General features: G+C 72.0%; 21 protein-coding genes. 4 read left to right on the plus strand and 17 right to left on the minus strand.

Translation table 11 applies throughout. From position 1 onward, the window contains the following. Positions 1-16: 16 nt before the first annotated feature. The 8 genes from OG202_RS02915 to OG202_RS02950 all read right to left on the minus strand — a co-directional run bounded on the left by OG202_RS02915 (position 17) and on the right by OG202_RS02950 (position 10,316). Entirely contained in the window at positions 17-1,747 is a 1,731-nt protein-coding gene (locus OG202_RS02915) for an IucA/IucC family protein (protein ID WP_328222264.1), read from the minus strand. Further along, entirely contained in the window at positions 1,748-2,959 is a 1,212-nt protein-coding gene (locus OG202_RS02920) for an MFS transporter (protein WP_328222265.1), read from the minus strand. It lies immediately after the preceding gene. After that, positions 2,956-4,731 (minus strand): IucA/IucC family protein, encoded by a 1,776-nt coding sequence (locus tag OG202_RS02925; protein ID WP_443052336.1) that lies wholly within the window; start codon positions 4,729-4,731, stop codon positions 2,956-2,958. Before OG202_RS02925 ends, OG202_RS02920 begins: the two co-directional genes overlap by 4 nt. 35 nt (positions 4,732-4,766) lie before the next feature. Further along, positions 4,767-5,966 carry an ATP-grasp domain-containing protein gene (locus OG202_RS02930; RefSeq protein ID WP_327732367.1) on the minus strand — a complete coding sequence of 400 codons (1,200 nt, stop codon included), beginning with the start codon at positions 5,964-5,966 and terminating at the stop codon, positions 4,767-4,769. Positions 5,967-6,054: 88 nt separating this feature from the next. Beyond that, the gene (locus OG202_RS02935; protein ID WP_327731604.1) at positions 6,055-7,068 is read right to left on the minus strand and encodes an ABC transporter substrate-binding protein; all 1,014 of its coding nucleotides are present in this window, start codon (positions 7,066-7,068) and stop codon (positions 6,055-6,057) included. Positions 7,069-7,122: 54 nt separating this feature from the next. Then, the gene (locus OG202_RS02940; protein ID WP_327731602.1) at positions 7,123-7,944 is read right to left on the minus strand and encodes an ABC transporter ATP-binding protein; all 822 of its coding nucleotides are present in this window, start codon (positions 7,942-7,944) and stop codon (positions 7,123-7,125) included. 333 nt (positions 7,945-8,277) lie between these two features. Continuing rightward, positions 8,278-9,327, minus strand: coding sequence for a FecCD family ABC transporter permease (locus tag OG202_RS02945; protein WP_326585118.1), 1,050 nt, complete (start codon positions 9,325-9,327; stop codon positions 8,278-8,280). Continuing rightward, positions 9,324-10,316, minus strand: a complete 993-nt coding sequence (locus OG202_RS02950; protein ID WP_328224643.1) for a FecCD family ABC transporter permease — start codon at positions 10,314-10,316, stop codon at positions 9,324-9,326. Before OG202_RS02950 ends, OG202_RS02945 begins: the two co-directional genes overlap by 4 nt. A gap of 246 nt (positions 10,317-10,562) precedes the next feature. Here OG202_RS02950 and OG202_RS02955 point away from each other — a divergent pair, with 246 nt between their 5' ends. After that, a complete protein-coding gene (locus OG202_RS02955) occupies positions 10,563-11,477 on the plus strand; it encodes a (2Fe-2S)-binding protein (RefSeq protein WP_327731597.1) in 915 nt (304 codons plus the stop codon). A 165-nt stretch (positions 11,478-11,642) separates the two neighbouring features. After that, positions 11,643-13,748 carry a family 43 glycosylhydrolase gene (locus tag OG202_RS02960; protein WP_327731595.1) on the plus strand — a complete coding sequence of 702 codons (2,106 nt, stop codon included), beginning with the start codon at positions 11,643-11,645 and terminating at the stop codon, positions 13,746-13,748. Here OG202_RS02960 and OG202_RS02965 read toward each other — a convergent pair. From OG202_RS02965 to OG202_RS02975, 3 genes are read right to left on the minus strand one after another with little or no spacing between them, the layout of a single operon-like run. Then, positions 13,735-14,670, minus strand: a complete 936-nt coding sequence (locus OG202_RS02965) for an endonuclease/exonuclease/phosphatase family protein (RefSeq protein ID WP_327731593.1) — start codon at positions 14,668-14,670, stop codon at positions 13,735-13,737. The two genes, OG202_RS02960 and OG202_RS02965, sit on opposite strands and share 14 nt — an antisense overlap. Then, complete coding sequence (locus OG202_RS02970) at positions 14,667-14,855, minus strand: hypothetical protein (protein ID WP_326585113.1); 189 nt, start codon at positions 14,853-14,855, stop codon at positions 14,667-14,669. The genes OG202_RS02965 and OG202_RS02970 overlap by 4 nt, the downstream gene beginning before the upstream one ends. 9 nt (positions 14,856-14,864) lie before the next feature. Further along, a complete protein-coding gene (locus OG202_RS02975) occupies positions 14,865-15,224 on the minus strand; it encodes an ArsR/SmtB family transcription factor (protein WP_326585112.1) in 360 nt (119 codons plus the stop codon). A 210-nt stretch (positions 15,225-15,434) separates the two neighbouring features. Between OG202_RS02975 and OG202_RS02980 the strand changes: the two genes are divergently transcribed. Continuing rightward, positions 15,435-16,793, plus strand: coding sequence for an MFS transporter (locus OG202_RS02980; RefSeq protein ID WP_327731592.1), 1,359 nt, complete (start codon positions 15,435-15,437; stop codon positions 16,791-16,793). 54 nt (positions 16,794-16,847) lie between these two features. Here the strand turns inward: OG202_RS02980 and urtE are convergent, their stop codons facing one another. From urtE to urtA, 5 genes are all read right to left on the minus strand, one after another. Beyond that, entirely contained in the window at positions 16,848-17,540 is a 693-nt protein-coding gene (gene urtE / locus OG202_RS02985) for an urea ABC transporter ATP-binding subunit UrtE (protein WP_326585962.1), read from the minus strand. Between the two features lie 5 nt (positions 17,541-17,545). Then, complete coding sequence (urtD, locus tag OG202_RS02990; protein WP_327731591.1) at positions 17,546-18,337, minus strand: urea ABC transporter ATP-binding protein UrtD; 792 nt, start codon at positions 18,335-18,337, stop codon at positions 17,546-17,548. After that, positions 18,334-19,494 carry an urea ABC transporter permease subunit UrtC gene (urtC, locus tag OG202_RS02995; RefSeq protein WP_327731590.1) on the minus strand — a complete coding sequence of 387 codons (1,161 nt, stop codon included), beginning with the start codon at positions 19,492-19,494 and terminating at the stop codon, positions 18,334-18,336. The genes urtD and urtC overlap by 4 nt, the downstream gene beginning before the upstream one ends. Continuing rightward, positions 19,491-20,375, minus strand: a complete 885-nt coding sequence (urtB, locus tag OG202_RS03000; RefSeq protein ID WP_326585108.1) for an urea ABC transporter permease subunit UrtB — start codon at positions 20,373-20,375, stop codon at positions 19,491-19,493. Before urtB ends, urtC begins: the two co-directional genes overlap by 4 nt. 210 nt (positions 20,376-20,585) lie before the next feature. Continuing rightward, positions 20,586-21,839 (minus strand): urea ABC transporter substrate-binding protein, encoded by a 1,254-nt coding sequence (gene urtA, locus OG202_RS03005; RefSeq protein ID WP_326585107.1) that lies wholly within the window; start codon positions 21,837-21,839, stop codon positions 20,586-20,588. Positions 21,840-22,099: 260 nt separating this feature from the next. On the opposite strand from urtA, the gene OG202_RS03010 reads away from it, so the two are divergent. Beyond that, complete coding sequence (locus OG202_RS03010) at positions 22,100-22,594, plus strand: MarR family winged helix-turn-helix transcriptional regulator (protein WP_327731589.1); 495 nt, start codon at positions 22,100-22,102, stop codon at positions 22,592-22,594. Here the strand turns inward: OG202_RS03010 and OG202_RS03015 are convergent. After that, the gene (locus tag OG202_RS03015; protein WP_326585105.1) at positions 22,551-23,669 is read right to left on the minus strand and encodes a substrate-binding domain-containing protein; all 1,119 of its coding nucleotides are present in this window, start codon (positions 23,667-23,669) and stop codon (positions 22,551-22,553) included. The two genes, OG202_RS03010 and OG202_RS03015, sit on opposite strands and share 44 nt — an antisense overlap. Positions 23,670-23,745 lie beyond the last annotated feature (76 nt).

A 23,745-nucleotide genomic window follows, 5' to 3' on the forward strand; every position in this document is an offset into this window, starting at 1 on the left:
GCTCATGGCTCGTGGCTCATCGAGGGCTCCAGCGGAGGACGTCCTCGGCGAGGGGTGAGGGCAGGCGGACGTAGCCGGCCTCGCGGTCGGCCTTGCGCTCCCAGCGGGTGAGCAAGTTGGTCTTGGCCGGCAGCGGGACCCCGGCGAGGAGGGCGGAGAGGCGGGGCGGGCAGCCCTCCTCGTCGGCGTAGGCCCGAAGGGTCGCGCGGACCGCCGCCCACAGGTCGGCCTCAATCTCGGGGTGCAGGTCGGCGAGGGCGGCGAGCAGCTCGGCGACGTGATTGACGAGCAGGCAGTACACGACGCGGTCCCAGCCGCGCTGGGCGTCGTACGACATCGGGCCGGCGACCTCGGGCGGCAGCGCGGCGAGGGTGTCGGCGTGATGGTCGGGGACCAGCTTGGTGCCCTCCAGGTCACGGAAGAGGACCTGGGCGGGCATACCGTCGGTGTCGACGCAGATCAGAACGTTCTGGAGGTGGGGTTCCAGGACGAGGCCGTGGTCGAAGTAGGCGGACAGCACGGGCGGGACGAGGAGGCGGAGGTAGGCCTTCCACCAGTTCAGGGCGGTCTCGGGGCCCGCGCCGTCGAGGAGGCGGGAGATGTGGGCGGCGCTGGTCGGGTACTCGTCGGCGACGGCGGCCGCGAGCAGCGGGGTCGTGCCGGGCAGCAGCCGTCGGGACAGGCCTTCGCGGACGATCACGCCGAAGCCTTCGAGGAGGGCGCGGTCGGGGGTGCCGTCGGGGCCGGGGACGGCGAGGCTGCGGTAGGCGGGTTCGCGGAGCATCGCGCTGCCGGGGAAGCGGGTCTCCAGGTCGGCGAGGGCCGGGGCGAGGAGACGGGTGAGGGCGACGGCGCCGGAGAGTTCGTAACTGGCGTTCTTGCGCAGGCAGTTGGTGATGCGGACGTTGAGGCTGAACTTCAGGAAGGAGTCGCCGTCGAAGAGGGTGCGGACGGAGGCGGTGGCCGCGTACTCCCGGCCGCCGGGGCCGAGGTCGAGGATGTCGCCGCGGCCGAGAGCCTCGCGCAGCAGGCGGTGTTCGCGCAGCATCTCGTACTGCCAGGGGTGGGCGGGCAGCAGCCGGTAGCCCTCGGGGACGTCGCCGCGTTCCCGGTCGAGCACGGCGGTGGCGCCCGTCTCCGCGCTCTCCTCCGCGATCAGATGGTCGCGGACGGCGAGGTAGCGCAGCGGGAAGGTGGCGCCGGCCTCGGGGGCGTACGACTGCCAGGCGTCCGCGTCGCCCGTGCGGGCCTTGGGGGTGGGGTGGAAGCGGTGGCCGAACAGCAGGGACTGCTCGGAGGCGAGGTAGTCCGGCAGCCCGTGCGGGGCGGTGGTGGCGTCAGGGGCGAGCACGGTGGTCTCGCGGGCGGCGAGCGCGGTGGCGAGGGTGCGGTGGCTGGAGTCGACCTGGTGCAGGAACTCGTCGTTGCGGACGCCGGTGCGCAGTGACAGCTCGTCGTGCGTGTACTCGGCCAGGCGACGCCAGTCGAGTTCCGTCCAGCCGGTCTCGGACTGTTCCTGGACGGGGCCGGTGAAGCGGTGGGCGCCCAGCAGGGACGTACGGCGCAGCGCCACACGGAGGAGGAGGCCGCGGCGGGGCAGGCGGAGCAGGAGGCGACCGTCGATGACGGCGGTCTGGTGTTCGGGGCCGGACACCTCGCGCAGCAGGCAGTTGAGGAGGGTGTGGACCACCGCGTCGTCGGCGGTGGGCAGGTGGGTGGTACCGAGCGAGTCGGTGAGCGGGGGCATTCAGTGGCTCCAGCGGGTACGCGGACGTGGGGGTAGGAGAGTCGCGAAGACGGTGAGGGCGGCTATGCCGCCGCCTATCAGCACCGGCGCGGTGGGTCCGAACCGGGCGCTGCCCACGGCGGCGGTCACCCCGGCGGCGACGGCGCCGGCCTTGGAGAAGAACTCCAGCGAGCCGAACATCGCGCCGGGGGCGCGGCCCCGGGCACAGTCGGCGGCCAGGACCGACAGGCCGACCATGCCGAGGGTGAGGCCCGCGCCGAGCAGCAGCCGTACGGCGATGAGCGTGGAGAGGGTGTCGGCGACGCCGTGTCCCGCCAGGCCGAGGGCGATCAGCGCGAAGCCGAGGGCCATGCCGTGCCGAGGGCGGCTGTGGAGGGCGCGGTGCACCGCCATCGCCGTGATCAGGTAGCAGAGGTGCGGCAGGGCGAACAGCAGGCCGGAGAGGGCGGCGGAGGCGCCGGGGAGGCGTTCCTCGACGAGGGATATCAGGTAGGGGAAGGAGATGACCGTGGAGAACACGAAGGCGAACTCCAGCGCGTAGAGCCTGCGCAGCGCGGCCGTGGGGGCGAGGTCGGCGGTCTCCGTCTCGCGCTGTCCGGTCGCGCCGGTCTCGCCGGTCTCGCCGGTCGCGGCCGGTTCGGGCAGGGCGGCCAGCAGCAGGGCGGCGGCGAGCGGGAGCAGCGCGAGGAGGGCGTACTGGCGGTGCGGGGACATCCACGGCGCGAGCGCGCCGACGACGATCGGCGCGAGAACGAGGGCGGCCCGCGCGCTGCCCTGCATGAGGGTCAGCGCCCTCGACAGCCGCGGCCCCTCCAGGGCGGCGCCGAGATAGCCGTTGGAGGCGGCGAACGTGCCGCCGAGGATGCCCTGGAGCACCAGCGCCACCGTGAACATGGTGAGCGAGTCGGCCCAGCCGGCGAGCAGGAAGGACAGGGCGAGGCCCAACTGGGCCCGCAGCAAGAGCCGTTTACGCCCGAAGCGGTCGGCGAGCCGCCCCCACAGGGGTGCCGCGACCGCGCTGAACACGGTGGGCACCACATACAGCACCCCCGCCCAGCGGGCTGCCCCGTCGCCGAGTCCGGGCAGTATCTCGGTGAAGTACGGCGGCAGGCCCAGCGCGGCGAACGACGCCACGAAGTAGCAGGCGGCCACGGCGTGCACCTGACGGCGACCGAACGCGGGGCGCGACAGCGCGAGCACCTCGGCGGTCATTCCGAACCACCCTCCCGGAGCAGGTAGTTGGGCCCGGTGGTGTAGTGCTTGTTGATGTCGGTGGCGCCCGACCGCTCCTTGCTGAGCAGGGTCCCGGCGGTCACCATCGCCTTCACCGGAAGCTCGGGCGCGTTCAGCACCCGCTCGCGCAGGACGGCCGCCGCGTCACCGCCGAGGCGGTCGACGGCCTCGGTGAGCCGGTCCCGCACGAGGTCCAGCAGCTCCGGCAGCGGGGCGCGGCCGTGCCCGGCGAGCCCGAACGCGTAGGCGCCCGCGCACAGATGGACGGTGATGGTGGTGAACACGTCGGCCACCGCCCGGTCGTCGGGGCCGAAGGTCCGCGTGTCGTCGAAGCCCCAGCCGCCACCGCCGTCCCCGAGCCTGGCGGACAGGCGGGTGCTGTTGATGCGCGGCCCGTCGTTGTCCTTCAGCAGCAGCCGCAGGTCGCCGGGCTCGGGGCCGAACACCAGGGAGACGTTCTGCTGGTGCGACTCCAGGGCGATGCCGTAGCCGAAGAGCGTGGTCTGCCAGTCGAACAGCAGGGTGAGCACGGCGTCGAGCAGGGCGGTCGGGTCGCCGCCGTGGAAACGGTCGGCGAGGTGGTCGACGACCAGTGACCCGTCGGGTGCCTCGGCGAGCAGGGCGGCCAGGGGGACGACCACACAGTCGTCGAGGTCCGTGGGGTACCTCCTGCACAGGACGGCGAGCAGTTCGTGCCCGGCGTGCGCGTACACCGTCTCGTCGGCGTGCAGCACCCGGCCCCTGAAGCGGGGCTCGCGGTCGATCACCGCCGCCAGCAGCCGCTGTCCGGCGGCGCCGTCGACGAGGGTGCCGGGCTTGATGGAGCGCTTGTTGCGCAGACCCAACGTGGCGGTGGCCAGGGGTAGTTTGAGGTGCAGCGAAGGGGCGGCGGCGGGCGCGACCGTACGCATCGACAGCGTGGGCACGACGGAGAGGTACGTCCGGTCGGCGAGCACCGCACGATCCGCGAGCCCGGCCTCGCGCAGGGCCGCGTCGAGAGGCGCGCCGACGGTCAACGGGTGGACGGGCAGGGCGACATGGGTGCGGTCGAGGTCCGCGAGACCGAGCCCGGAGGGGGTGGGCCAGCCGTCCGGGAGGGACCCGGTGACGGTGAGGGACTCCCGGGGCACGGCCAGCCACTGGAGTGCGAAGCTCGGGTGGAACTCCGGTGCGTGGCAACGCAGTTGGTCTTCGACGAGGCCCGAGCGGCCGCGGGCGGTCGGGTAGACCGGGTGGTCGAGGCGTGCGGCGAGGGTCTCGTACGCGAGGCCGCCGCGCAGGCCGGTCCAGTCGGCGAGGTCGGTGCCGTAGAGCTCGGTGAGCCCGTCGGCCACCTCCTTTCCCGTCGCCTCGTGCAGCCGCATCGTCGCGAGCGTCTGGCGGCACTCCTCGGCGAAGGCGTCGAAGCCGTCTCGGTCGACGGGGTCGGCGAGTGCGCGTAGTGCGGCGAGGACGGTGTCGCAGGTGGTGAGGGATGTGCCGTCCGACTCCCGGACGAGCAGGGGCAGTCGTGCGGCGTACGTGTGCTGGAAGCCGTCCTCGGTGACGGGCAGACGCAGGGCGTCGTCGCCGTCGGTGGTGAGCAGGCGGAGCCAGGGGCCGTCCGGGTGGTCGACGAGGGTGCTGCGGGTGCGCAGGCCGACGACGTCCTCGCGGAGCAGGGCGCCGAGCACGCGGGTGAGGAGTGCGGCTTCGGTGGTGTCGGTGGGCGCGGGCGAGGGGACGGTCACGGCGGTGTTCACGGAGGCCACGCCGGTCACGGCGGCATCTACCGGAGCGACGGCGGTCACGGCTGGATCTCCCAGCGCTGTGCGGCGAGGAAGTCCGCCACCACACGGTCGACGGTCTCCTGGTCGGTGCCGATGGCGCGGAGGACGCCGAGGTAGTCGCGGTTGGTCCGGTACAGGTCGTGGCGTTCGCCGAGCTCGCGCAACGGACGGTACGTCAGGTGTACGCCGTCGAGCGCGAGTTCGGTCGCGGCGGGGGCGGCGACGAGAGTCCCCGCCCGGTCGGCGCACGGGTACTCCAGGCGGGCCGCGCCGTCGCGTCGGATGTCCAGCTCGGCGGGCAGCGGCTCGCCCAGGTGGGTGCGGAGGATGTGCTCGAAGAGCGGGAGGTCGAGCAGCTGGGCGAGGAGCAGGTCGCACTGGTCGCCGATGGCACGGTAGTTGACCTCGATGATGCGGGCCCGGCCGTCGTGCACGACGAACTCGGTGTGGCAGGCGCCGAATCCGACGCCCAGCGCGTCGAGTTGGGCGAGGATCTGCGCGACGACCGGCTCGGGGTGGGCCGGGGCGAAGCCGAGCCGCTCCTCGATGAAGTACGGCGGCGGGGACAACTCGGTGTGAAAGCCGCCGAGCACGTGCCGGACGTGGCCGTCGCCGAGGGTCTCCAGGGTGTACAACTCGCCGGGCAGGTACTCCTCGACGACGAGGGTGACGCCCGGGCGGCGGCTCAGGATCTCCTTGCCTCGGGCCACGAGGTCCTCGGCGGTGTCGACGAGCACGACGTCCTCGCTGGCGACGCCTTCGCGGGGCTTGACGACACAGGGGTACGGGGCGTCGGCGACGAGGGGTCCGGTGAGGTCGGCCGGCTCGGTGATCTCGGCGGACCAGACGGTGTCCACACCGGCGGCGGCCAGATGGCGGCGCATCTCGCCCTTGTCCTTGCTGCGCAGCGTGGCCCGCCAGTCCTTGCCGGGAAGCCCGAAGTAGTGGGCGGCGAGGGCGGCCTGGGTCTGGAGGTGGTCGCTGTTGGTGAAGACCGCGCCCGGCCGGTGGTGGGTGGAGACCCGGGTGACGACGGCACGGTGGTCCCGTACGTCGCACTCCAGGATCTCGGTCCCGGGGTGCTCCGGATACGCGGTGCGGTGGGCGCCGGGCTGGTCGGTGAGGATCGTGACGTCCAGGCCGAGCCGGGCGGCGGCGGGCAGGAAGCCCTCGGTGACGGAATCGGTGGGGTTGAGGGCGAGCAGGTACAGGCGCATGGGGTGGTGCACGACTTCCGCTAGCGGGTGGGGGGTTCGGCGGGGCGGGCCCGGCTCGTGGTGGGGCCCGCCCCGGGTACGGCGGGAGTTACCGCTTGGGCAATTCGACGCCGGTGGCCTCGGCCACGTCGGCGAGCATCTCCTCGGCCGCCTGGACGCCGATGCCGGACATCCAGGTCTCGTCCGGGACCTCGAAGACCTTGCCGTCCTTGACGGGGGGCAGGTCCTTCCAGACGGGGTTGGAGGTGACCTGCTTGCGCTGGGTCTTGTCCGGGGTGTCGGCGGTGGTGACGAAGATCAGGTCGGCGTCGGCCTGGTCGATCTCCTCGGAGCCGACGTCCTTCATGGTCACGGCCGGGTCGTCGGAGATCTGCGACTTCGGACGCTGGAAGCCGATGTCCTTCAGGACGACACCGCTGTAGGAGTTGGAGGCGTAGAGACGGGTGGGGCCGGCGACGAAGCGGACCACGGAGACGGTCGGCATGGCACCGTCCTTCTTCTCGATGGCCGCGCCGAGCGCCTCGGCCCGCGTCTCGTACTCCTTCAGCTTGGCCGCGGCCTCGTCCTCCAGGCCCAGCGCCTCGGCGTGGACCTTCAGGTTCTCCTTCCACACGCCGCCGGTGGTCTCGGTGAAGACGGTCGGGGCGATGGCGCTGAGCTTGTCGTAGACCTTCTCGTGGCGGACCTTGGAGGACAGGATCAGGTCGGGCGCGAGGGAGGCGATCTTCTCCAGGTTCGGCTCCAGGAGCGGGCCGACGTCCGTGGTGTTCTTGAGGTCGCCCTCCAGGTACGTGGGGAAGCCGCCCTCGGTCTTGAAGTGCGGGGCGACGGCGCCGACCGGGTCGATCCCGAGCAGGGTGACGTCGTCCAGTTCGCCGGTGTCGAGGACGACGACCTTCTTCGGCTGCGACGGGATCTTGACGTCGCCCATCACGGTCTTGAGGGTGCGGGGGAAGGCGGCGCTGTCGGCGCCGGCCTGCGCGGTGTCGCTCGCCTTCGTCGAGTCGTCGCCGCAGGCGGCCAGGAGGCCCGTACCGAGTACGACGGTGAGCAGCGCGGCGGCGGGGCGGCCGAATCCGCGCAGGGGGGATCGCTTGGGCATGAGGGGGTGGTCTTCCTTGCTGGAGGAGCGGTCGGTTGGACAGGGGATGTGCGGTCAGGCGGTCGCGGGCGCGGTGGTGTGCCGTACCGCGCTGCCCTTCGGGACGACCAGCGGTGTGCCGGTCTCCGGGTCGGGGATGACCCGGCAGTCCACGTCGAACACGGACCTGACCAGGTCCGCGTCGAGCACCTCGGCCGGTGGGCCGGCGGCGGCGAGGCGCCCGTCCTTGAGCACGACCATGTGGTCGGCGTAACGGGCGGCCTGTCCGAGGTCGTGCAGCACCATCACCACGGTGCGGCCGGCCTCGGCGTGCAGGGCGGCGACCAGGTCGAGGACGTCGAGCTGGTGCCGGAGGTCGAGGAAGGTGGTCGGTTCGTCGAGCAGGAGCAGCTCGGTGTCCTGCGCCAACGCCAGGGCTATCCAGGCGCGTTGGCGCTGGCCGCCGGAGAGCCGGTCGACGGGCTGGTCCCGCAGCACCGCCGTGCCGGTCCGCTCCAGCGCGTCGTCCACGGCCCGCTGGTCGGCGGTCGACCAGGGGCTCAGCAGCCGCTGGTGCGGGTACCGGCCGAGCCGTACGAGCGCCTCGACGGTGATCGCCTCCGGGGTGACCGGCTGCTGCGGCAACAGCCCCATCCGGAGGGCCAGCGCCCTGGCGGACAGACGGTGGATGTCGGAGCCGTCGAGCGTGACCGTCCCGGCGGCGGGTGCGAGCAGTCGGCTCAGCCCTCTCAACAGGGTTGATTTACCACAGGCGTTGGGCCCGACGATGGCGGTAACGGCCCCGCCGGGCAACGTCAGGTCGAGGCCGCCGACCACGAGCCGGTCGCCGTAACGCAGGTCGAGGCCCTGCGTGGAGAGCTGGTTGGTGGGGGTCATGCGGGCTCCTGGGGCGAGCGTGGGTGGCGGTACGAGGGGACGGGGGCGGTGGGGTGTGGTCTTCGGGTGCGGGTCCGGTGGGGCTTGTCGCGCAGTTCCCCGCGCCCCTGAAAGACCAGGCCCCTGCGGGCCTGACAGACCACGGCCCCGCAGGCCTGACGGGCCCGGGCCGACGTGCCGACGTGCCGACGTGCCTGAAAAGCACGGGGCGCAGCCCCTGCTTTTCAGGGGCGCGGGGAACTGCGCGACCAGCCCCCACCGGACCCGCACCCGCCAACGCACCCCGGGCGAACCCCACGGACCGCGCGATCACACGCAAGGAGCCGCGGCCGCTCATGCCCCACTCCCCCGCACCGGCTTGCTCTGCCGGAACATCAGCACCAGCAGCCAGGGGGCGCCCAGCGTGGCGGTGGCGGCTCCGACCGGGAGGCCCTCGACGGGAAGGAGGTGTTGGACGACGAGGTCGGCGGCGAGGAGGAGGACGGCTCCGGTGAGGGCCGCCAGGGCGAGGGTCGCGGCGGTGGGCGGGCCGGTGAGGGAGCGGACGATGTGGGGGACGGCGAGGGCGACGAAGGTGACCGGGCCTGCGAGGGCGGCCGCCAGGGAGGCCAACGTGACGGCGACGAGGAGGAGTTGGAGACGGGCGGCGGAGGTGTTGAGGCCGAGGGCGCCCGCCGAGTCGTCGCCCAGGTCGAGCACGGCCAGACGGCGGTTGGTGACCAGCGCCGCGGCCAGGGCGAGCGCCACGGCGGCGGCCCCGCCCCAGACCTCCGTCCAGGTGCGGCCGTACACCGACCCCGTCGTCCACTGGAGCGCCGAGCCCGCGAGCTCGGCCGGGAACCGCACGATCATCAGGTTGACCGCGGCGGCCAGACCCGCCTGGACCGCGAGGCCGGTGAGGACGAGGCGGGTGACGGCGAGCCCGGACCGCCACGCGAACACGCCGAGCAGCAGGGCGGCCAAAGTGCCACCGGCCAACGCGCCGACGGGGATGAGCAGTTGGGAGGCTCCGGCGGCCAACAGCGCGACCGCGCCGAGCGAGGCCCCGCCGGTCACGCCCATCACGTCCGGGGACGCGAGGGGGTTGCGGAACAGCCGTTGCAGGACGCCGCCGGCCGCGCCCAGACCGGCACCGGCCACGAGGGCGGCGACGGCGCGCGGCGCCCGGAACTCCTGTACCACCAGCACATCGCCCGGATCGCCGAGCCCGACCAGCGCCCGCAGCGCGGTGGACGCGGGCATGCCCATCTCCCCCGTGGAGACGGAGACCGTGAGCAGCACGAGGAGGGCGAGGACGCCGGTCGCGCCGTACACGAGGAGGCGGGCGCGGCCGGGTGCGCGGCGCGTGTCATGGCGTACGGCCGCCTGGTGGGTCGGCGTCATCGGGCGACCTTCCGGGCGAGCAGGGCCAGCAGGGGTGCGCCGAGGAACGCGGTGACGATGCCGACCTCCAGTTCCGCGGGCCGGATGACCAGGCGGCCGAGGACGTCGGCGGTGAGCAGGAGCAGAGGGCCGGCGATCAGGCAGCCGGGGATCAGGAGGCGGTGGTCGCCGCCGAGGAGCGGGCGGACGAGGTGGGGTGCGGCGAGTCCGATGAAGGCGACGGGCCCGGCGACGGCGACCGCCGATCCGGCGAGCAGCACGACCGCGATGCCTCCGGCGAGCCGGATGCGGGTGACCGGCACGCCGAGCGCCTGGGCCGAATCGTCGCCCAGGGCGAGGGCGTTGAGGGCGGGCGCGACGGCTCCGGCGAGCAGCAGGCCGAGCCCGAGGGCCGGCAGCACCGGCCAGAGCGTGTCGAGTGGCCGTCCGGCGATGGAGCCCGCCAGCCAGAAGCGTGCCTCGTCGAGGGTGCGCTGACTGGCCAGCATGACCACCGACGTCCAGGACAGCAGCACCAGTTGGAGCACGGTGCCGCCGAGGGCGAGCCGTACGGGGTCGATGTCGCCGGCGCGGCGGGCCAGTGCCTGGGCGAGGACGGCGGCGCCGACGGCCCCGGCGAAGGCGAACCACACGTACTCGACGGGGTCCGTGAGTTTCAGGGCGAAGATGGCGACGACGACCGCGAAGCCCGCACCCGCGTTGATTCCCAGGGTCGTTGGCGAGGCGAGCGGATTGCGGGTGATCCCCTGCGCCACGGCACCCGCGACGCCGAGCGCGGCGCCGACCGCGAGACCGATGACCGTGCGCGGCAGCCGAAGCCCCGTCACCACCAGTGCGTCCCGGCCCTCCGCGTGACCTGACAGCGCGTCGAGCACGGTGGCCAGGGGCACGGAGCGGGCTCCGAGGGCGAGGCTCAGCGCGGCGCACAGCGCCAGCGCGCCGATTCCGCCGAGGAACAGGGGCAGGTGCCTCAGGGCACGCGGGGGCACGCCGGTCGGCGCGGCCCGTTCGGTCGCAGTCACGAAACGTGAGCTTAGGTTAGGCATGCTTTAGCTTTCAACGGCTGTGGGTTCACTGTGATCCACACCGCCCTTGATCAACTCGCGAGTAACTTCGCTGGTCAACGACGCACACGACTGCTTCACACCCCGCCTGGTCATCAGTACGCGATCTTGCAGCTAAGGTAAGCCTTACCTCCTCCGCTCGCCAAACCTCTTCACGCTCTGGAGTTACCGATGACCGTGGCCCACCTGGAAACCGCCCAGGCCGACACCGCCACGCCTGTCCCGGCACTCCTCTCCGCCGCCTACCGCCGCCTGGACGCGGTGTGCGAGGCGCTGTCCGTACGGGTCACGGAACCCGGCCGCTCGGCCACCCGGCAGCCGCTGTCCCGCACCACGCGGCCGGCCCTCTCCCGCGCCACGCGCGCACCCCGACCCGCCGCGCACACGATCGGCTTGATGGACGGTCAGGAAAGCGTGGAGGCCTTCGTCGAGGCGGAGGCCGCCCGCATCCAGGACCGCCACGACCACTCCGCGCCCCGGCATGTCGCCGCCTCCCGCGCCCTGCACGACTACGCCTGGTCGGTCGGTCTGCTGATGAGCGGTGTCTGGTACCTGGAGCGGCGCGTGCCCCGCGTCGCACCGTCCGACATACGGGTCGACCTCACGACCGGCATGTACGAGATCACCCCCGGCACCGACCTCGTGTGCCTGCCGGACGACGCGGCGACGGCCCTGCCCGGCACCCGGACCGTCGCCCATCAGGAGGCGCTGCGCGCCGAGTTGAGGGCCGCCGTCGCGGACCACATGGGCCCCGTGCTGGACGCGATCGGGCCGTACGCCCGCCGGGGCTCGCGCGCGCTGTGGGGCCTGGTCGGCGACGACCTGGTCTCCGGCCTCTGGTACCTCGGTCGGATGCGGGGCGACGAGGCCTCCGGCGTCCGGGCCGCCTCCGCGGTCCTTCCCAGCGCCCACGCGCCCTTCCCCGGCGGCGCCGACTTCCGTTCCCTCCGCACGAGCGACGGCCGCGAGCATCCGACCCGCACCCGCATGGGCTGCTGCCTCTACTACACGATCCGCCCGGCCGAGGCCTGCTCCACCTGCCCCCGCACCTGCGACACGGAACGGCTGCGCCGGCTGGAGGGCTGACCGCGCGACCGGTGCGACCGCGACCTGCGCGAAAGGCATGCTCGCCGAAACTTTCGATGCCGCCCCGGAGCCACGGGGCGATTGACGCCGCTCACCCCAGATAGCAACACTCTTCGACGGGTTTCCAACGGGAAATCTCAAAAGGTCACAGCACTGGAGGTCGGCTTGCAGGAGTACGCCGGTTACGTCTTCGTCTATTTCACCGGCGAGGGCAGCCCGGACGGCGAGCAGATCAGGTTCGCGCTCAGCCGGGGCGACGACCCGCTGCGCTGGCGCGAGCTGAACGGCGGTGCGCCGGTGCTCACTTCGGACCTCGGGACCCGGGGGCTGCGCGATCCCTTCGTCGTCCGCGCCCCGGAGAGCGACAGGTTCTACCTGATCGCCACCGACCTCAGGATGTACGGCGAGCAGGACGGCGGCTGGGAGCAGGTGCAGCGCACCGGCAGCACCTCGCTCATGGTCTGGGAGAGCACCGACCTGGTGCACTGGACCGACCGCCGCCTGGTACGTGTCGCCCCCGACACCGCCGGCAATGTCTGGGCTCCCGAAGCCTGCTACGACCCCGAGCTCGGCGCGTTCGTCGTCTTCTGGGCGTCGAGGCTCTACGCCGAGGACGACCCGGACCACACCGCCGAGACCCACAACAGGATGCTGTACGCGACCACCCGCGACTTCCGTGTCTTCAGCGAGCCCCGGCTCTGGAACGACCCCGGCCACTCGGTCATCGACTCGACCGTCGTCCGGCACGACGGCGCCTACTACCGTTTCACCAAGGACGAACGCGGCAACTCCCCCGCCACGCCCGGCGGCAAGTTCATCACCGTCGAGAAGTCGGCCGGGCTGCGCGCCGCCTCGTACGCCTTCGTGGCCGACCGGATCGGTCAGGGGGCCGTCGAACAGGGCGAGGGGCCGATCGTCTTCCGGTCGAACACCGACGACGCCAAGTGGTACCTCTTCATCGACGAGTTCAGCGGGCGCGGCTATGTCCCCTTCGAGACCGGCGACCTGGATTCCGGCACCTGGACGCCCTGCGAGGGCTACGCGCTGCCGCCCGGCGCCCGGCACGGTTCGGTGCTGCCGGTGACGCGGGCCGAGTACGAGGGACTCCTCGCCGCGTACGCGCCGAAGGCGTCCGTCGTCGACGCCACCGTCCCGGGAGGTCTGAAGGCCTACGCGATCGTCGACGACGCCGCCTCGAAGGTCGTCCTGCCGGTGTACCCGGGCACCGAACTCGACGGTCTCGCCCCGGAGTTCGACCTGTCGGTGGAAGCCCGGATCGACCCGCCCTCCGGCACCCCGCGCGACCTGCGCACCCCGCGGTCGTACACCGTCACCACGCCCGACGGGACCGGTCGCACCTGGACGGTCGAGGCCGTGCACATGCGCAGCCCCCTGTTGCCGGGCCTGCACGCCGACCCCAACATCCAGGAGTTCCACGGCCGTTACTACGTCTATCCGACGACGGACGGCTTCGAGGGCTGGGGCGGGACGCGGTTCGAGGTGTACTCCTCCGACGACCTGGTCACCTGGGAGGGCCACGGAGTCGTCCTCGACCTGGAGTCCGATGTGAGCTGGGCGGACCGCTACGCCTGGGCACCGGCCGCCGGGGAGCGCGACGGGTCGTACTACTTCTACTTCTGCGCGAACCAGCAGATCGGCGTGGCCGTCGCCGACAGTCCGACCGGCCCTTTCCGGGACGCCCTGGACCGGCCGCTCATCGGGCGCGACGACTACGAGGGACAGATGATCGACCCGGCCGTCTTCGTGGACGACGACGGCACGGCCTATCTCCACTGGGGCAACAGCGAGGCGTACGGCGTACCGCTCAACGAGAACATGGTGTCCTTCGATCCGGCGCTGGTACGGCGGTTCACGCCGGACGGCTTCCGCGAAGGGGCCTTCGTCATCAAGCGGCGGGGCGTCTACTACTTCATGTGGTCGGAGGACGACACCCGCAGCGAGGACTACCGGGTCGCCTACGCGACCGGACCCTCACCACTCGGGCCATGGACCGGGAAGGGGGTGATCCTGCGGAAGCGGCCGGAGTACGGAATCCTGGCCACCGGCCACCACACGGTGGTCAACGTGCCCGGCACCGACGACTGGTTCATCTGCTACCACCGGTTCGCGATTCCCGGCCCCGGCACTCCGCGCGGCGACGGCATGCGCCGCGAATCCACCCTGGACCGGCTGGTGTTCGCGGCGGACGGCTCGATCGAGGAGGTCATACCGACGCTGGAGTCCATCGGGCCGGTGGTCAGCCGAGGGTGATGCGGGCGGCCACCGGGAGATGGTCGCTGCCGGTGGCGGGCAGCGTGCGGATGTCGGCGACGGTCGCCGAACGCGCCATCACCTGGTCGATCCTGGTCAGCGGGAAGCCGGCGGGGTAGCTGAAGGCGAAGCCCCGTTCCGCCACGTTCATGTGTGAGGTCACGGGGGCCAGCCCGCGGTCGTCGGCCGTGCCGTTGAGGTCGCCCAGCAGGATCACCGGATTCCGCTTCTCGGCGGCGACGGCCTTGCCCAGCAGGTCGGCACTCTCGTCACGCCACTGGGACGCGAGTCCGCCCGCTCCGACGCGGACCGAGGGCAGGTGAGCGACGTACACCGCGATCGCACCGTGCGGCGCGCGGACCACCGCACGCAGCCCGCGGCTCCATTCCTCCGTGATCCCCCGGGGCTTGATGTCCAGCAGCCGGGCCTCGGTGAGCGGATGCTTCGACCAGAGTCCGACGGTGCCGCGGACCTCGTGGTACGGGTAGTCCGCGGCGAGAGTCCTCTCGTAGACCGGCAACGCCGTGGGCACCAGTTCCTCCAGGGCGATGAGATCGGGCTCGGCGTCTGTCAGGGCGCGGGCCGTCCCGGCCGGGTCGGTGTTCTCGTCGCTGACGTTGTGCTGCACCACGACCAGGTCGCGCGCGCCGGGCTCGGCCCCGGGCAACAGCAGCCCGCCGAAGACGTACGTCCAGGCCGCCGCCGGCAGCAGGAGGGCCACCAGCGCGACAGCCGAGCGGTGCAGCAGCCCGAGGCCGAGCAGGACCACGACCACCAGGCCGAGCCAGGGCAGGAAAGCCTCCAGCAGACTGCCCACGCGGCCCGCGGAGTTGGGCACCGCGCGAGGGAAGAGCAGCAGCCCGACCGTCAGCACCGCCACCACGGCGGCCACCCGTCCGGTCCCGGGGCGGTCCGGCCTCACGCGGCCGCCGTCGCCAGGATCGCGCGCGCGTACCGGCCGAAGGCGCGTGCCCCGCGGCCGGGCATGACGCTCGCGGCATGGGCGACCACGACTCCGACCTCCTCCCCCGGGTCGCCGATCGGTCCCGGCGCCAGGGGCAGGCCCTCGACGCCGGAGGTGCGGTAGCGGATGAGACCAGCGGTCATGGGCCTTCCTCAGTCGTGCGGTGCCTGCCCGCTGACCCGGTGGTCGGCGTGGCTGAGCGCCTCCACGACCAGGCGCCGCAGATGCCCGTCGGCGAGGCTGTAGTAGATGTGACGCCCTTCGCGGCGGGTGTCCACGAGCCCGGCGAGCCGCAGCTTCGCCAGATGCTGGCTGACCGCCGTGCGGGACGCCTCGCAGCGGTCGGCCAGTGAGCCGACGTCCGACTCGCCCTGCACGAGCAGCCACAGCAGATGCAGCCGGGTGGCATCGGAGAGCATCGCGAACACTCCGGTCGCCTCGGTGAGCCGCGCGCTGTCGGGGGCGCGCAGATGCGCACCGGACGCAGGTGAGACGGCGTGGCGTTCAGGCATGAGCCCAGCGTAGGCGCTCCGCTCGAACCGCGGGGCGCCGTCCGTCGGCCGCGGCGCCGTCGTGGCTCGTCGCGCCCGCGCGGCGGAGCCGCCTTGTCACAGCCCCCGCTTGCCTTCGGGCGCCCCAAACCATCATGTGCGCATCTGCGCACATGATGGCTACACTCGGCTGTGCGGACACCGAACGCCACGCCGAGGGGAGCCGCCCGTATGCTCGCCGTCCTGCGCCACCGCGCCTACCGGCGCCTCTTCGCCGCCCAGGTCATCGCCCTGGTGGGCACGGGGCTCGCAACCGTCGCCCTCGGGCTGCTGGCCTACGACCTCGCGGGCGCCGACGCCGGTTCCGTCCTCGGTACGGCCCTCGCGATCAAGATGGTGGCGTACGTGGTGATCGCCCCCGCCGTGGGCGCGATCGCCGACCGGCTGCCGCGCCGGGCCCTCATGGTGACGGCGGACCTGGTGCGCGCCGGGATCGCCGTGTCCCTGCCGTTCGTCGGCGAGGTCTGGCAGGTGTACGTCCTGGTCTTCCTCCTCCAGTCCGCCTCGGCCGCGTTCACGCCCACGTTCCAGGCCGTCATCCCGGAGGTGCTGCCCGAGGAACGCGACTACACGCGGGCGCTGTCGATGTCACGGCTGGCGTACGACCTGGAGAGCCTCTTCTCCCCCGCGCTGGCGGCCGCCCTGTTGTCGGTCGTCACCTACAACTGGCTGTTCACCGGCACCGTCCTCGGTTTCCTCGCCTCGGCCGCGCTGGTGGTCTCGACCGCCCTGCCCGCGCGGGCCGCCGCCACCGTCCCGCGCGGTGGCAGGGCGTACACCAAGGCCACCGCCGGCACCCGTCTCTTCCTCCGCGCCCCCGAACTGCGGGCCCTGCTCGCCCTGAACCTCGCCGTCGCGGCGGCAGGTGCGATGGTGACGGTGAACTCCGTCGTCTACGTCCGCGATGTGTTCGGTCTGTCGGCGGGCACCGTGGCGCTGGCGCTCGGGGCGTACGGGGCCGGGTCGATGGCCGTGGCGCTGGTGCTGCCGCGTCTGCTGGACCGGGTGCCGGACCGGGCAGTGATGCTGCCGGGCGCGCTGTCGCTGACCGTCGTCTTCGCCGGGCTCGGGGCCGTCACGGCCGCGCGGGACGGGAGTTGGCGGCTGCCACTCCTGCTGGTCCTCTGGGCCGCGTTCGGTGCCGCGTGCTCGGCGGTGCTCACCCCGACCGGGCGGCTCGTCCGCCGCTCGGTGGCGCCCGGGGAGCGTACGGCCGCGTTCGCCGCGCAGTTCTCCCTCTCGCACGGCTGCTGGCTGCTGACGTACCCCCTGGCCGGCTGGCTGGGTGCGGCGGCCGGGCTCAACTGGGCGGTGTTCGCCCTGGGTTCGATCGCCCTGGGTGCGGCGCTGCTGGCCGTACGGCTATGGCCGGCGCGCTCGACGGACGACGTGCACGCGGTGCCCGCTCCGGCGGTCCACGTGCACGCGGACCTTCCTCTCGGTCACCCCCATCTGGCGGGTGCCCGGCGTGTGCCGACGGGCTGGCGGCACAGCCACGGCCACCTCACGGACGGGCTGCACGCCAGGTAGAAGGGGGCCACAGGGCCGGCCGTATCGGCGGGCCCTGTGGACGACGACGAGCCGTCAGACACTGAGCGCCGCCCGGACCGTCTGCTCGGCCCCGGTTCCGCCCGCTCCCGAGGAGGTGACCCGGCCCGCCTCCAGCACGTAGTACCGCTCGGCCGCCCGCATGGCGAAGCCCACGTGCTGTTCGACGAGGAGGACGGAGAGGCCGCCACGGCCGGTCAGGGCGAGGATCGTCTCCTCGATCTCGGCGACGACGGAGGGCTGGATACCCTCGGTCGGCTCGTCGAGGAGGAGAAGCCTGGGGCGGGTGATCAGGGCGCGGGCCAGGGCGAGCTGCTGGCGCTGGCCGCCGGAGAGCAGACCTGCCCGACGGCCGGACAGCTCCCGCAGGACGGGGAACAGGTCCAGGGCCTCGGCGACGGCCACCTTGCCGTCCGGGCGGCCGTCGGCGACCAGCTGCAGGTTCTCGGCGGTGGTGAGGTGCGGGAAGGACTGCTGGCCCTGGGGGACGTACGCCATGCCCCTGGCCACCCGCTGGTGCGGGGCGAGGTGGGTGATGTCCTCACCGTCCAGCAGGACGGTCCCGCCCTTCGGCTTGATGAGACCCATGGCGGCGCGCAGGAGGGTGCTCTTGCCGGCGCCGTTGTGGCCGAGGACGGTCGCGACACCGTCCCCCGGGACGGAGACGGTCACGCCGTGCAGCACGGTCGTACGGTCGTAGCCGGCCTGGACGGAGTTGATCTCCAGCATGGGGGTCACGCCTCCTCGGCGACGGGTACGGGAGCGGCGACCGGTCCGGCGGCGGGTTCGGGCTCGGACGCGCGGCCGAGGTAGACCTCCTGGACCTTGGCGTCGGCCTGGACCTCGGTGACGGAGCCCTCGCTGAGGACCCTGCCGGCGTGCAGGACGGTGACGCTGCGGGCGAAGGAGCGCATGAAGTCCATGTCGTGCTCGATGACGACGACCGTGTGGTCCTCGCCGACCCGCTGCAACAGCTCGCCGGTGGCCTCGCGTTCGTCGTGGCTCATACCGGCGACCGGCTCGTCGAGCAGCAGCAGTTTCACGTCCTGGACGAGCAGCATGCCGATCTCCAGCCACTGCTTCTGGCCGTGCGCCAGGACACCCGCCGGGCGGTCGCGCAGCTCCGTCAGACCGGTCGTCTCCAGCGCCTTGGTCACCGCCTCCGGCACGGACGTGCGGCGCCGGAGCATCATCAGCGGGCCGCGTCCGGCGCCCGCCGCGATGTCGAGGTTCTGCAGGACGGTCAGCTCCTCGAAGACCGTGGCCGTCTGGAACGTCCGGCCGATGCCCCGGCGCGCGATCCGGTGCACCGGCTTGCCGATGAGCTCCTCGCCGCCGAAGCGCACCGATCCGGTGGACTTCACCAGTCCGGTGACGGCGTCGACGAGGGTGGTCTTGCCCGCGCCGTTGGGGCCGATGAGGAAGCGCAGGTCGCCGGGGCGGATGTCGAGGTCGACGCCGTCGACGGCCTTGAAGCCGTCGAACGTCACCCGCAGGTCGCGGACCGTCAGTCCCTCGCCGCTCATGCCGTTCCTCCTGTCGGGGCCGGGGTGGTCGGGTTCACGTCCGTGGTCGTCGTGGTCGTGGGGGTACGGCGCCTGCGCACCACGCTCGCCAGGGACGCCAGGCCGCCGGGCAGGAAGCCGACCGCGAGGACGAACAGCAGGCCCTGGAGGTAGGTCCACGCGGCGGGGAAGGCGTCGGAGAGGGTGCTCTGCGCCCAGGCGACCGCGATCGCGCCGAGTACGGCACCCACCAGCGAGGCCCGGCCGCCCACCGCGGCGCCGATGACGAAGCCGATCGACGGGACGATGCCGATCAGTGCCGGGGAGATGATGCCGACCGCCGGGACGAAGAGGGCACCCGCGAGGCCCGCCATGCCGGCCGCCACGACGTACGCGACGAGCTTGACGTTGGCGGGGTCGTAGCCGAGGAAGCGGACCCGCTCCTCGGAGTCCCGTACGGCGACGAGGAGTTCGCCGTAGCGGCTGACGAACAGCTGCCGGGCGGCGGCCATCAGCAGCAGGAGCACCGCGGCGATGACGAAGTACACCATCCGCTGGTTGACCGGGTCGTTGAGGTCGTAGCCGAAGAAGCCCCGCATGTCGGTGAGGCCGTTGGTGCCGCCGGTGGTGGCCTGCTGGCCGACGAGCCAGATGGCGAGGGCGGCAGCCAGCGCCTGGCTGAGGATCGCGAAGTACGCGCCCTTCACCCGGCGTCGGAAGACGAAGAAGCCGAGCAGGGCGGCGACCGCCATCGGCAGCAGGACGGTCATGGCGAGGGCGAAGAGCGGGTTGGCGAACGGCTGCCACCACCAGGGCAGGGTGTCGCCGGTGCCGTACAGCTGCATGAAGTCGGGCAGGGTCTGGCCGGTGTCGGCGGCGTCGGCGAGCTTGAGGTGCATGGCCATGGCGTAGCCGCCGAGGCCGAAGAAGACGCCCTGGCCGAGGACGAGGAGTCCGCCGCGGCCCCAGGCGAGGCTCACGCCGACCGCCACGATCGCGTAACACAGGTACTTGGCGAGGAGGTTGAGCCGGAAGTCGGAGAGGGCGAGCGGGGCGACGCCGAACAGCAGGACGGCGCCGAGCAGGAAGGCGCCGGGCACGCGGAAGCGGTCCAGGAGAGAGACCGAGGGCTCTGCCAGGGGGGCCGTCTTCTCGGGAGGGGACGTTGTCGTCGTCATGCCAGGCTCCGGGTGCGCAGGGTGTACAGGCCCTGGGGTCGCCACTGCAGGAACGCGACGATCGCCACGAGCACGACGACCTTGGCGACGCTGACCGTCGTGGAGTACTCCAGTACGGACTGCAGGACGCCGAGGGCGAAGGCGGTGATGACGGCGCCCTTGAGCTGGGCGACGCCGCCGACGACCACGACCAGGAAGGCGTCGACGATGTAGTTGGTGCCCATCGTCGGGCCGATCGGGCCGACCAGGGTGAGCGCGACTCCGGCCACGCCCGCGAGGCCCGAGCCGATGAAGAACGTCGTACGGTCCACCCGCTCGGTCGCGATGCCGGACACCTCGGCGAGGTCCCGGTTCTGCACGACGGCCCGGATACGGCGGCCCAGCGGGGTGAGCCGCAGGATCAGGGTGAGGCCGAGGACGCAGAGCAGGGCGAGGCCGAGAATGAACAGCCGGTTGGTGGCGAAGGTGACGCCGCCGACCGAGATGTTGCCGGTGAGCAGGTCCGGGGCGCGGGTCTGGACGTTCGGGGCGCCGAAGACGTCACGGGCCAGCTGCTGGAGCATCAGGGAGACACCCCAGGTGACCAGCAGGGTGTCCAGGGGTCTGGTGTACAGGCGCCGGATGAGCAGCCATTCGAGCAGCGCGCCCATGGCTCCGGCGACGAGGAAGGCCAGCGGCAGGGCGAGGAGCAGGGAGACGCCGGCGCCGCTGATGGACTTCTGCAGCACGTACGTGGTGTAGGCGCCGGCCATGATGAACTCGCCGTGTGCCATGTTGATCACGCCCATCTGCCCGAAGGTGAGGGTCAGGCCGAGCGCGATGAGCAGGAGGACGGCTCCGATGCTGATGCCGGTGAAGGATTGATTGAGGACGACCGTCATTGAGCGGCTCCGGGGCGGGGGTGGGGGGCGGGGGTGCGTCGGCGGGTGCGGGTCCGGTGGGGGCTGGTCGCGCAGTTCCCCGCGCCCCTGAAAGACCAGGCCCTGCGGGCCTGGAAGACGGCGGGCCTGCGGGCCGAAAAGCACGGGGCGCAGCCCCTGCTTTTCAGGGGCGCGGGGAACTGCGCGAGAAGCCCCACCGGGCCCGCGGACTCACGAGAGACCGGCCGCCCAGTCGTACCCCTTCAAATACGGGTCCGGCTTGATCGGCTTGCCGGAATTCCAGACCTCCTCGATCAGGCCGTCCGAGCCGATCTTGCCGATGCGGGCCGTCTTGTAGACGTGCTGCGTCGCCCCGTCGACGGTGACCTTGCCCTCGGGTGCGTCGAGTTCGATGCCCGCGGAAGCCTTCTTCACCTTCGCCACGTCGAAGGAGCCGGCCTTCTCGACCATCTCCTTCCAGAGGTACACGGAGATGTACGCGGCCTCCATCGGGTCGCTCGTCGGCTTGTCCTTGCCGTACGCGGCCTGGTAGGCCTCCACGAACTCGGTGTTGGCGGCGCCCGGCGTGGTCTCGTAGTAGTTCCAGGCGGTCAACTGGCCCTCCAGGTACGGCGTGCCGATGCTCTTGACCTCCTCCTCGGCGATCGACACCGACAGCACCGGCAGGCTCTTCGCGGTCAGCCCGGCGGACTTGTACTCCTTGAAGAACGCCACGTTGCTGTCGCCGTTGAGCGTGTTGAACACCGCGTCCGCGCCGGCGTCCTTGACCTTGTTGACGATCGTGCTGAACTCGGTGGAGCCGAGCGGCGCGTAGTCCTCCCCGACCACCTTCATGCCCTGGGCCTCCGCGTACGCCTTGATGATCTTGTTGGCGGTGCGCGGGAAGACGTAGTCGCTGCCCACCAGGTACAGCCGCGTCAGGCCCTGCTTCTTGAGGTAGTCGAGGGCCGGGACGATCTGCTGGTTGGTGGTGGCGCCGATGTAGAAGATGTACGGGGACTGCTCCAGGCCCTCGTACTGCACGGGATAGAACAGGAGCGACTTGTAGCGCTCGAAGACCGGCTTGACGGCCTTGCGGCTGGCGGAGGTCCAGCAGCCGAAGGTGGCGACCACCTTGTCGTCGGTGATCAGGGCCTCCGCCTTCTCGGCGAAGGTCGGCCAGTCGGAGGCGCCGTCCTGGCTGATGGGCTTCAGCTTCTTGCCCAGGACACCGCCGGCGGCGTTGATCTCCTTCACCGCGAGCAGCAGCGCGTTGTGGACGGTGACCTCGCTGATGGCCATGGTGCCCGAGAGCGAGTTCAGCAGACCCACCTTGACGGTGTCGCCGGAGGTGTCCGCCTGTGCTCCGGCGGCCGACGACGTGTCGCCGCCGGTCTTGGCGCCGCACGCGCTGAGGGCGGCGGTCGCGCCGAGCGCCGACGCGCCCGTGAGGAGACCGCGTCTGCTCATACTGAGGCCGGACATGCAATACCTCCTTGCCCGCGAGGGGCGTTGCGAAGAGGAGTGGAAGTGCGACCACAGCCTGCGAGGGAACTGTTTCCCTCGCGTTTCAAGGCAATTGAAGAACAGTTTCCAGGGGAAGTATTTTCCGAGGCCGAGAAAGCTTTATTACTTCCCTCGGAAAGGATATGTTTCCTGGTTTCCGCAGTCAGGTGGGCGGTGGTCGAAGGTAGGCTCCGGGCATCCCCGTCGCGGGGTCGTGTGAACGCGAGTTGAGGAGAGCGATGGCGAGGCGGCCGCAGGAACTGCTCCATCTGCTGACCCGTGCCGAGCGCCTGTCCGTGCGCCGAGTCCAGTCCGTGCTCGACGAGTTCGACTGCTCCGTCGAGGCGTGGCGGGTCCTCGACCTGCTCTCCGACGGAGAGGGCCACAACATGACGGCCCTCGCCGAACACGCCTTCCTGCCGGCGCCGAGCCTGACCAAGCTGATCGACCAACTCGTCGACCAGAACCTGGTCTTCCGCCGCGTCGACCCCGCCGACCGGCGCCGCGTCCTCGCCCACCTCACGCCGCGCGGTATGGGGCGATGGCAGCTGCTCGCCCGTGAAGTGCGCGCCGACTGGGCCGAGTTGGAGGCGCCGCTCACCGACGAGGATGGTAGACGGCTGGGACTCCTGCTGGACCGGCTGGCCCGGACCCTGGAGGGCGGCGGGAGCGCCGACGGTCAGGGCAGGGTCAGCGCGGGTCGTACGGAGCGCGCAACTGGGCGAGGACGTTGAAGTCGTAGCCGTCCGCCTGCGCGAGGTAGATGCGCTGGCGCACATGCCGTCCGTCCAGGCTCAGCAGGCCGCGCGGCCCCTCGTACGAGACGGTGTCGGCGGCCGCCCCGATCGCGGTCACGTCCAGGGCGCGCGCCCGCTCGACGAGCGCGGCGAGCAGCAGGACACCCTCGTAGCAGGACTCGCCGAGGCTGCCCGGGGTCGGCGCCTCCAGGCCGAAGCGTCCGGCGTACTGGCCGTGGAAGTCCAGGGTGTTCCGGTCGGCGAGCGAGGCGAAGAACCCGGCGGTGCTGTAGAGGTCGCGGGTGGCCTCGGGGCCGCTTCCCATCAGCATGTTCTCGTCCATCAGCGTGCTCAGCCGAAGACACCGCTGGTCGAGGCCGGAGGCGGCGAAAGCCCGGTTGAAGCGGACCGCGTCGCTGCCGACCAGGAGCATCAGGACCCCGTCGGCGTCGGCGCGCTCGATGCGTCGCAGGACGTCCTCGAAGTCCTCGGTGCCGAGCGGCAGATAGGCCTCGCCGCAGACCCGGCCCCGGCATTCGCGGGCGTAGCCCCGGGCCGACCGGGCGGTGTGCCGGGGCCACACGTAGTTGTTGCCGACGACGAACCAGCGGCGCACGCCCCGGGACTCGGCGAGCAGCCGCATGGCGGGCAGCAGCTGCCGGGACGGGGTCTCGCTCGTCATGAAGACGCCCTCGGTGCGCTCCCCGCCCTCGTACAGGGCCGTGTACACGTACGGCACCCGGTGCGCGATCCGTGGGGCCAGCGCCTGCCGGACGGAGGAGATGTGCCAGCCGGTGACGCCCTGGACCGCGCCCGAGGCGACCAGGGCTTCGACGTCCTCGGCGACCCGCCACGGCTCGGCCCCGCCGTCGACCTCGATCAGCCGCAGCTCCCTGCCCAGTACTCCCCCGGCCTTGTTGACCTCCTCGGCGGCCAGCCGCGCGCACGCCCCGCAGGTGGGGCCGAAGATCCCGGCGGGCCCCTGCATGGGATAGACCAGCGCGACGTTCAGGGTCGAACTGTCGGCCGTGCACCAGTCGGGGGTGTGGAGGCGGTGCGGTGGCCGGTTCATGGCCTCATGATGGCGTGATCGTCATCGGCGCCCCAGGTCGTGCCACGGATCGAGACCGATTCGTATGCCGAGGCCA

Source organism: Streptomyces sp. NBC_00310, from assembly GCF_036208085.1.
GTDB lineage: Bacteria > Actinomycetota > Actinomycetes > Streptomycetales > Streptomycetaceae > Streptomyces.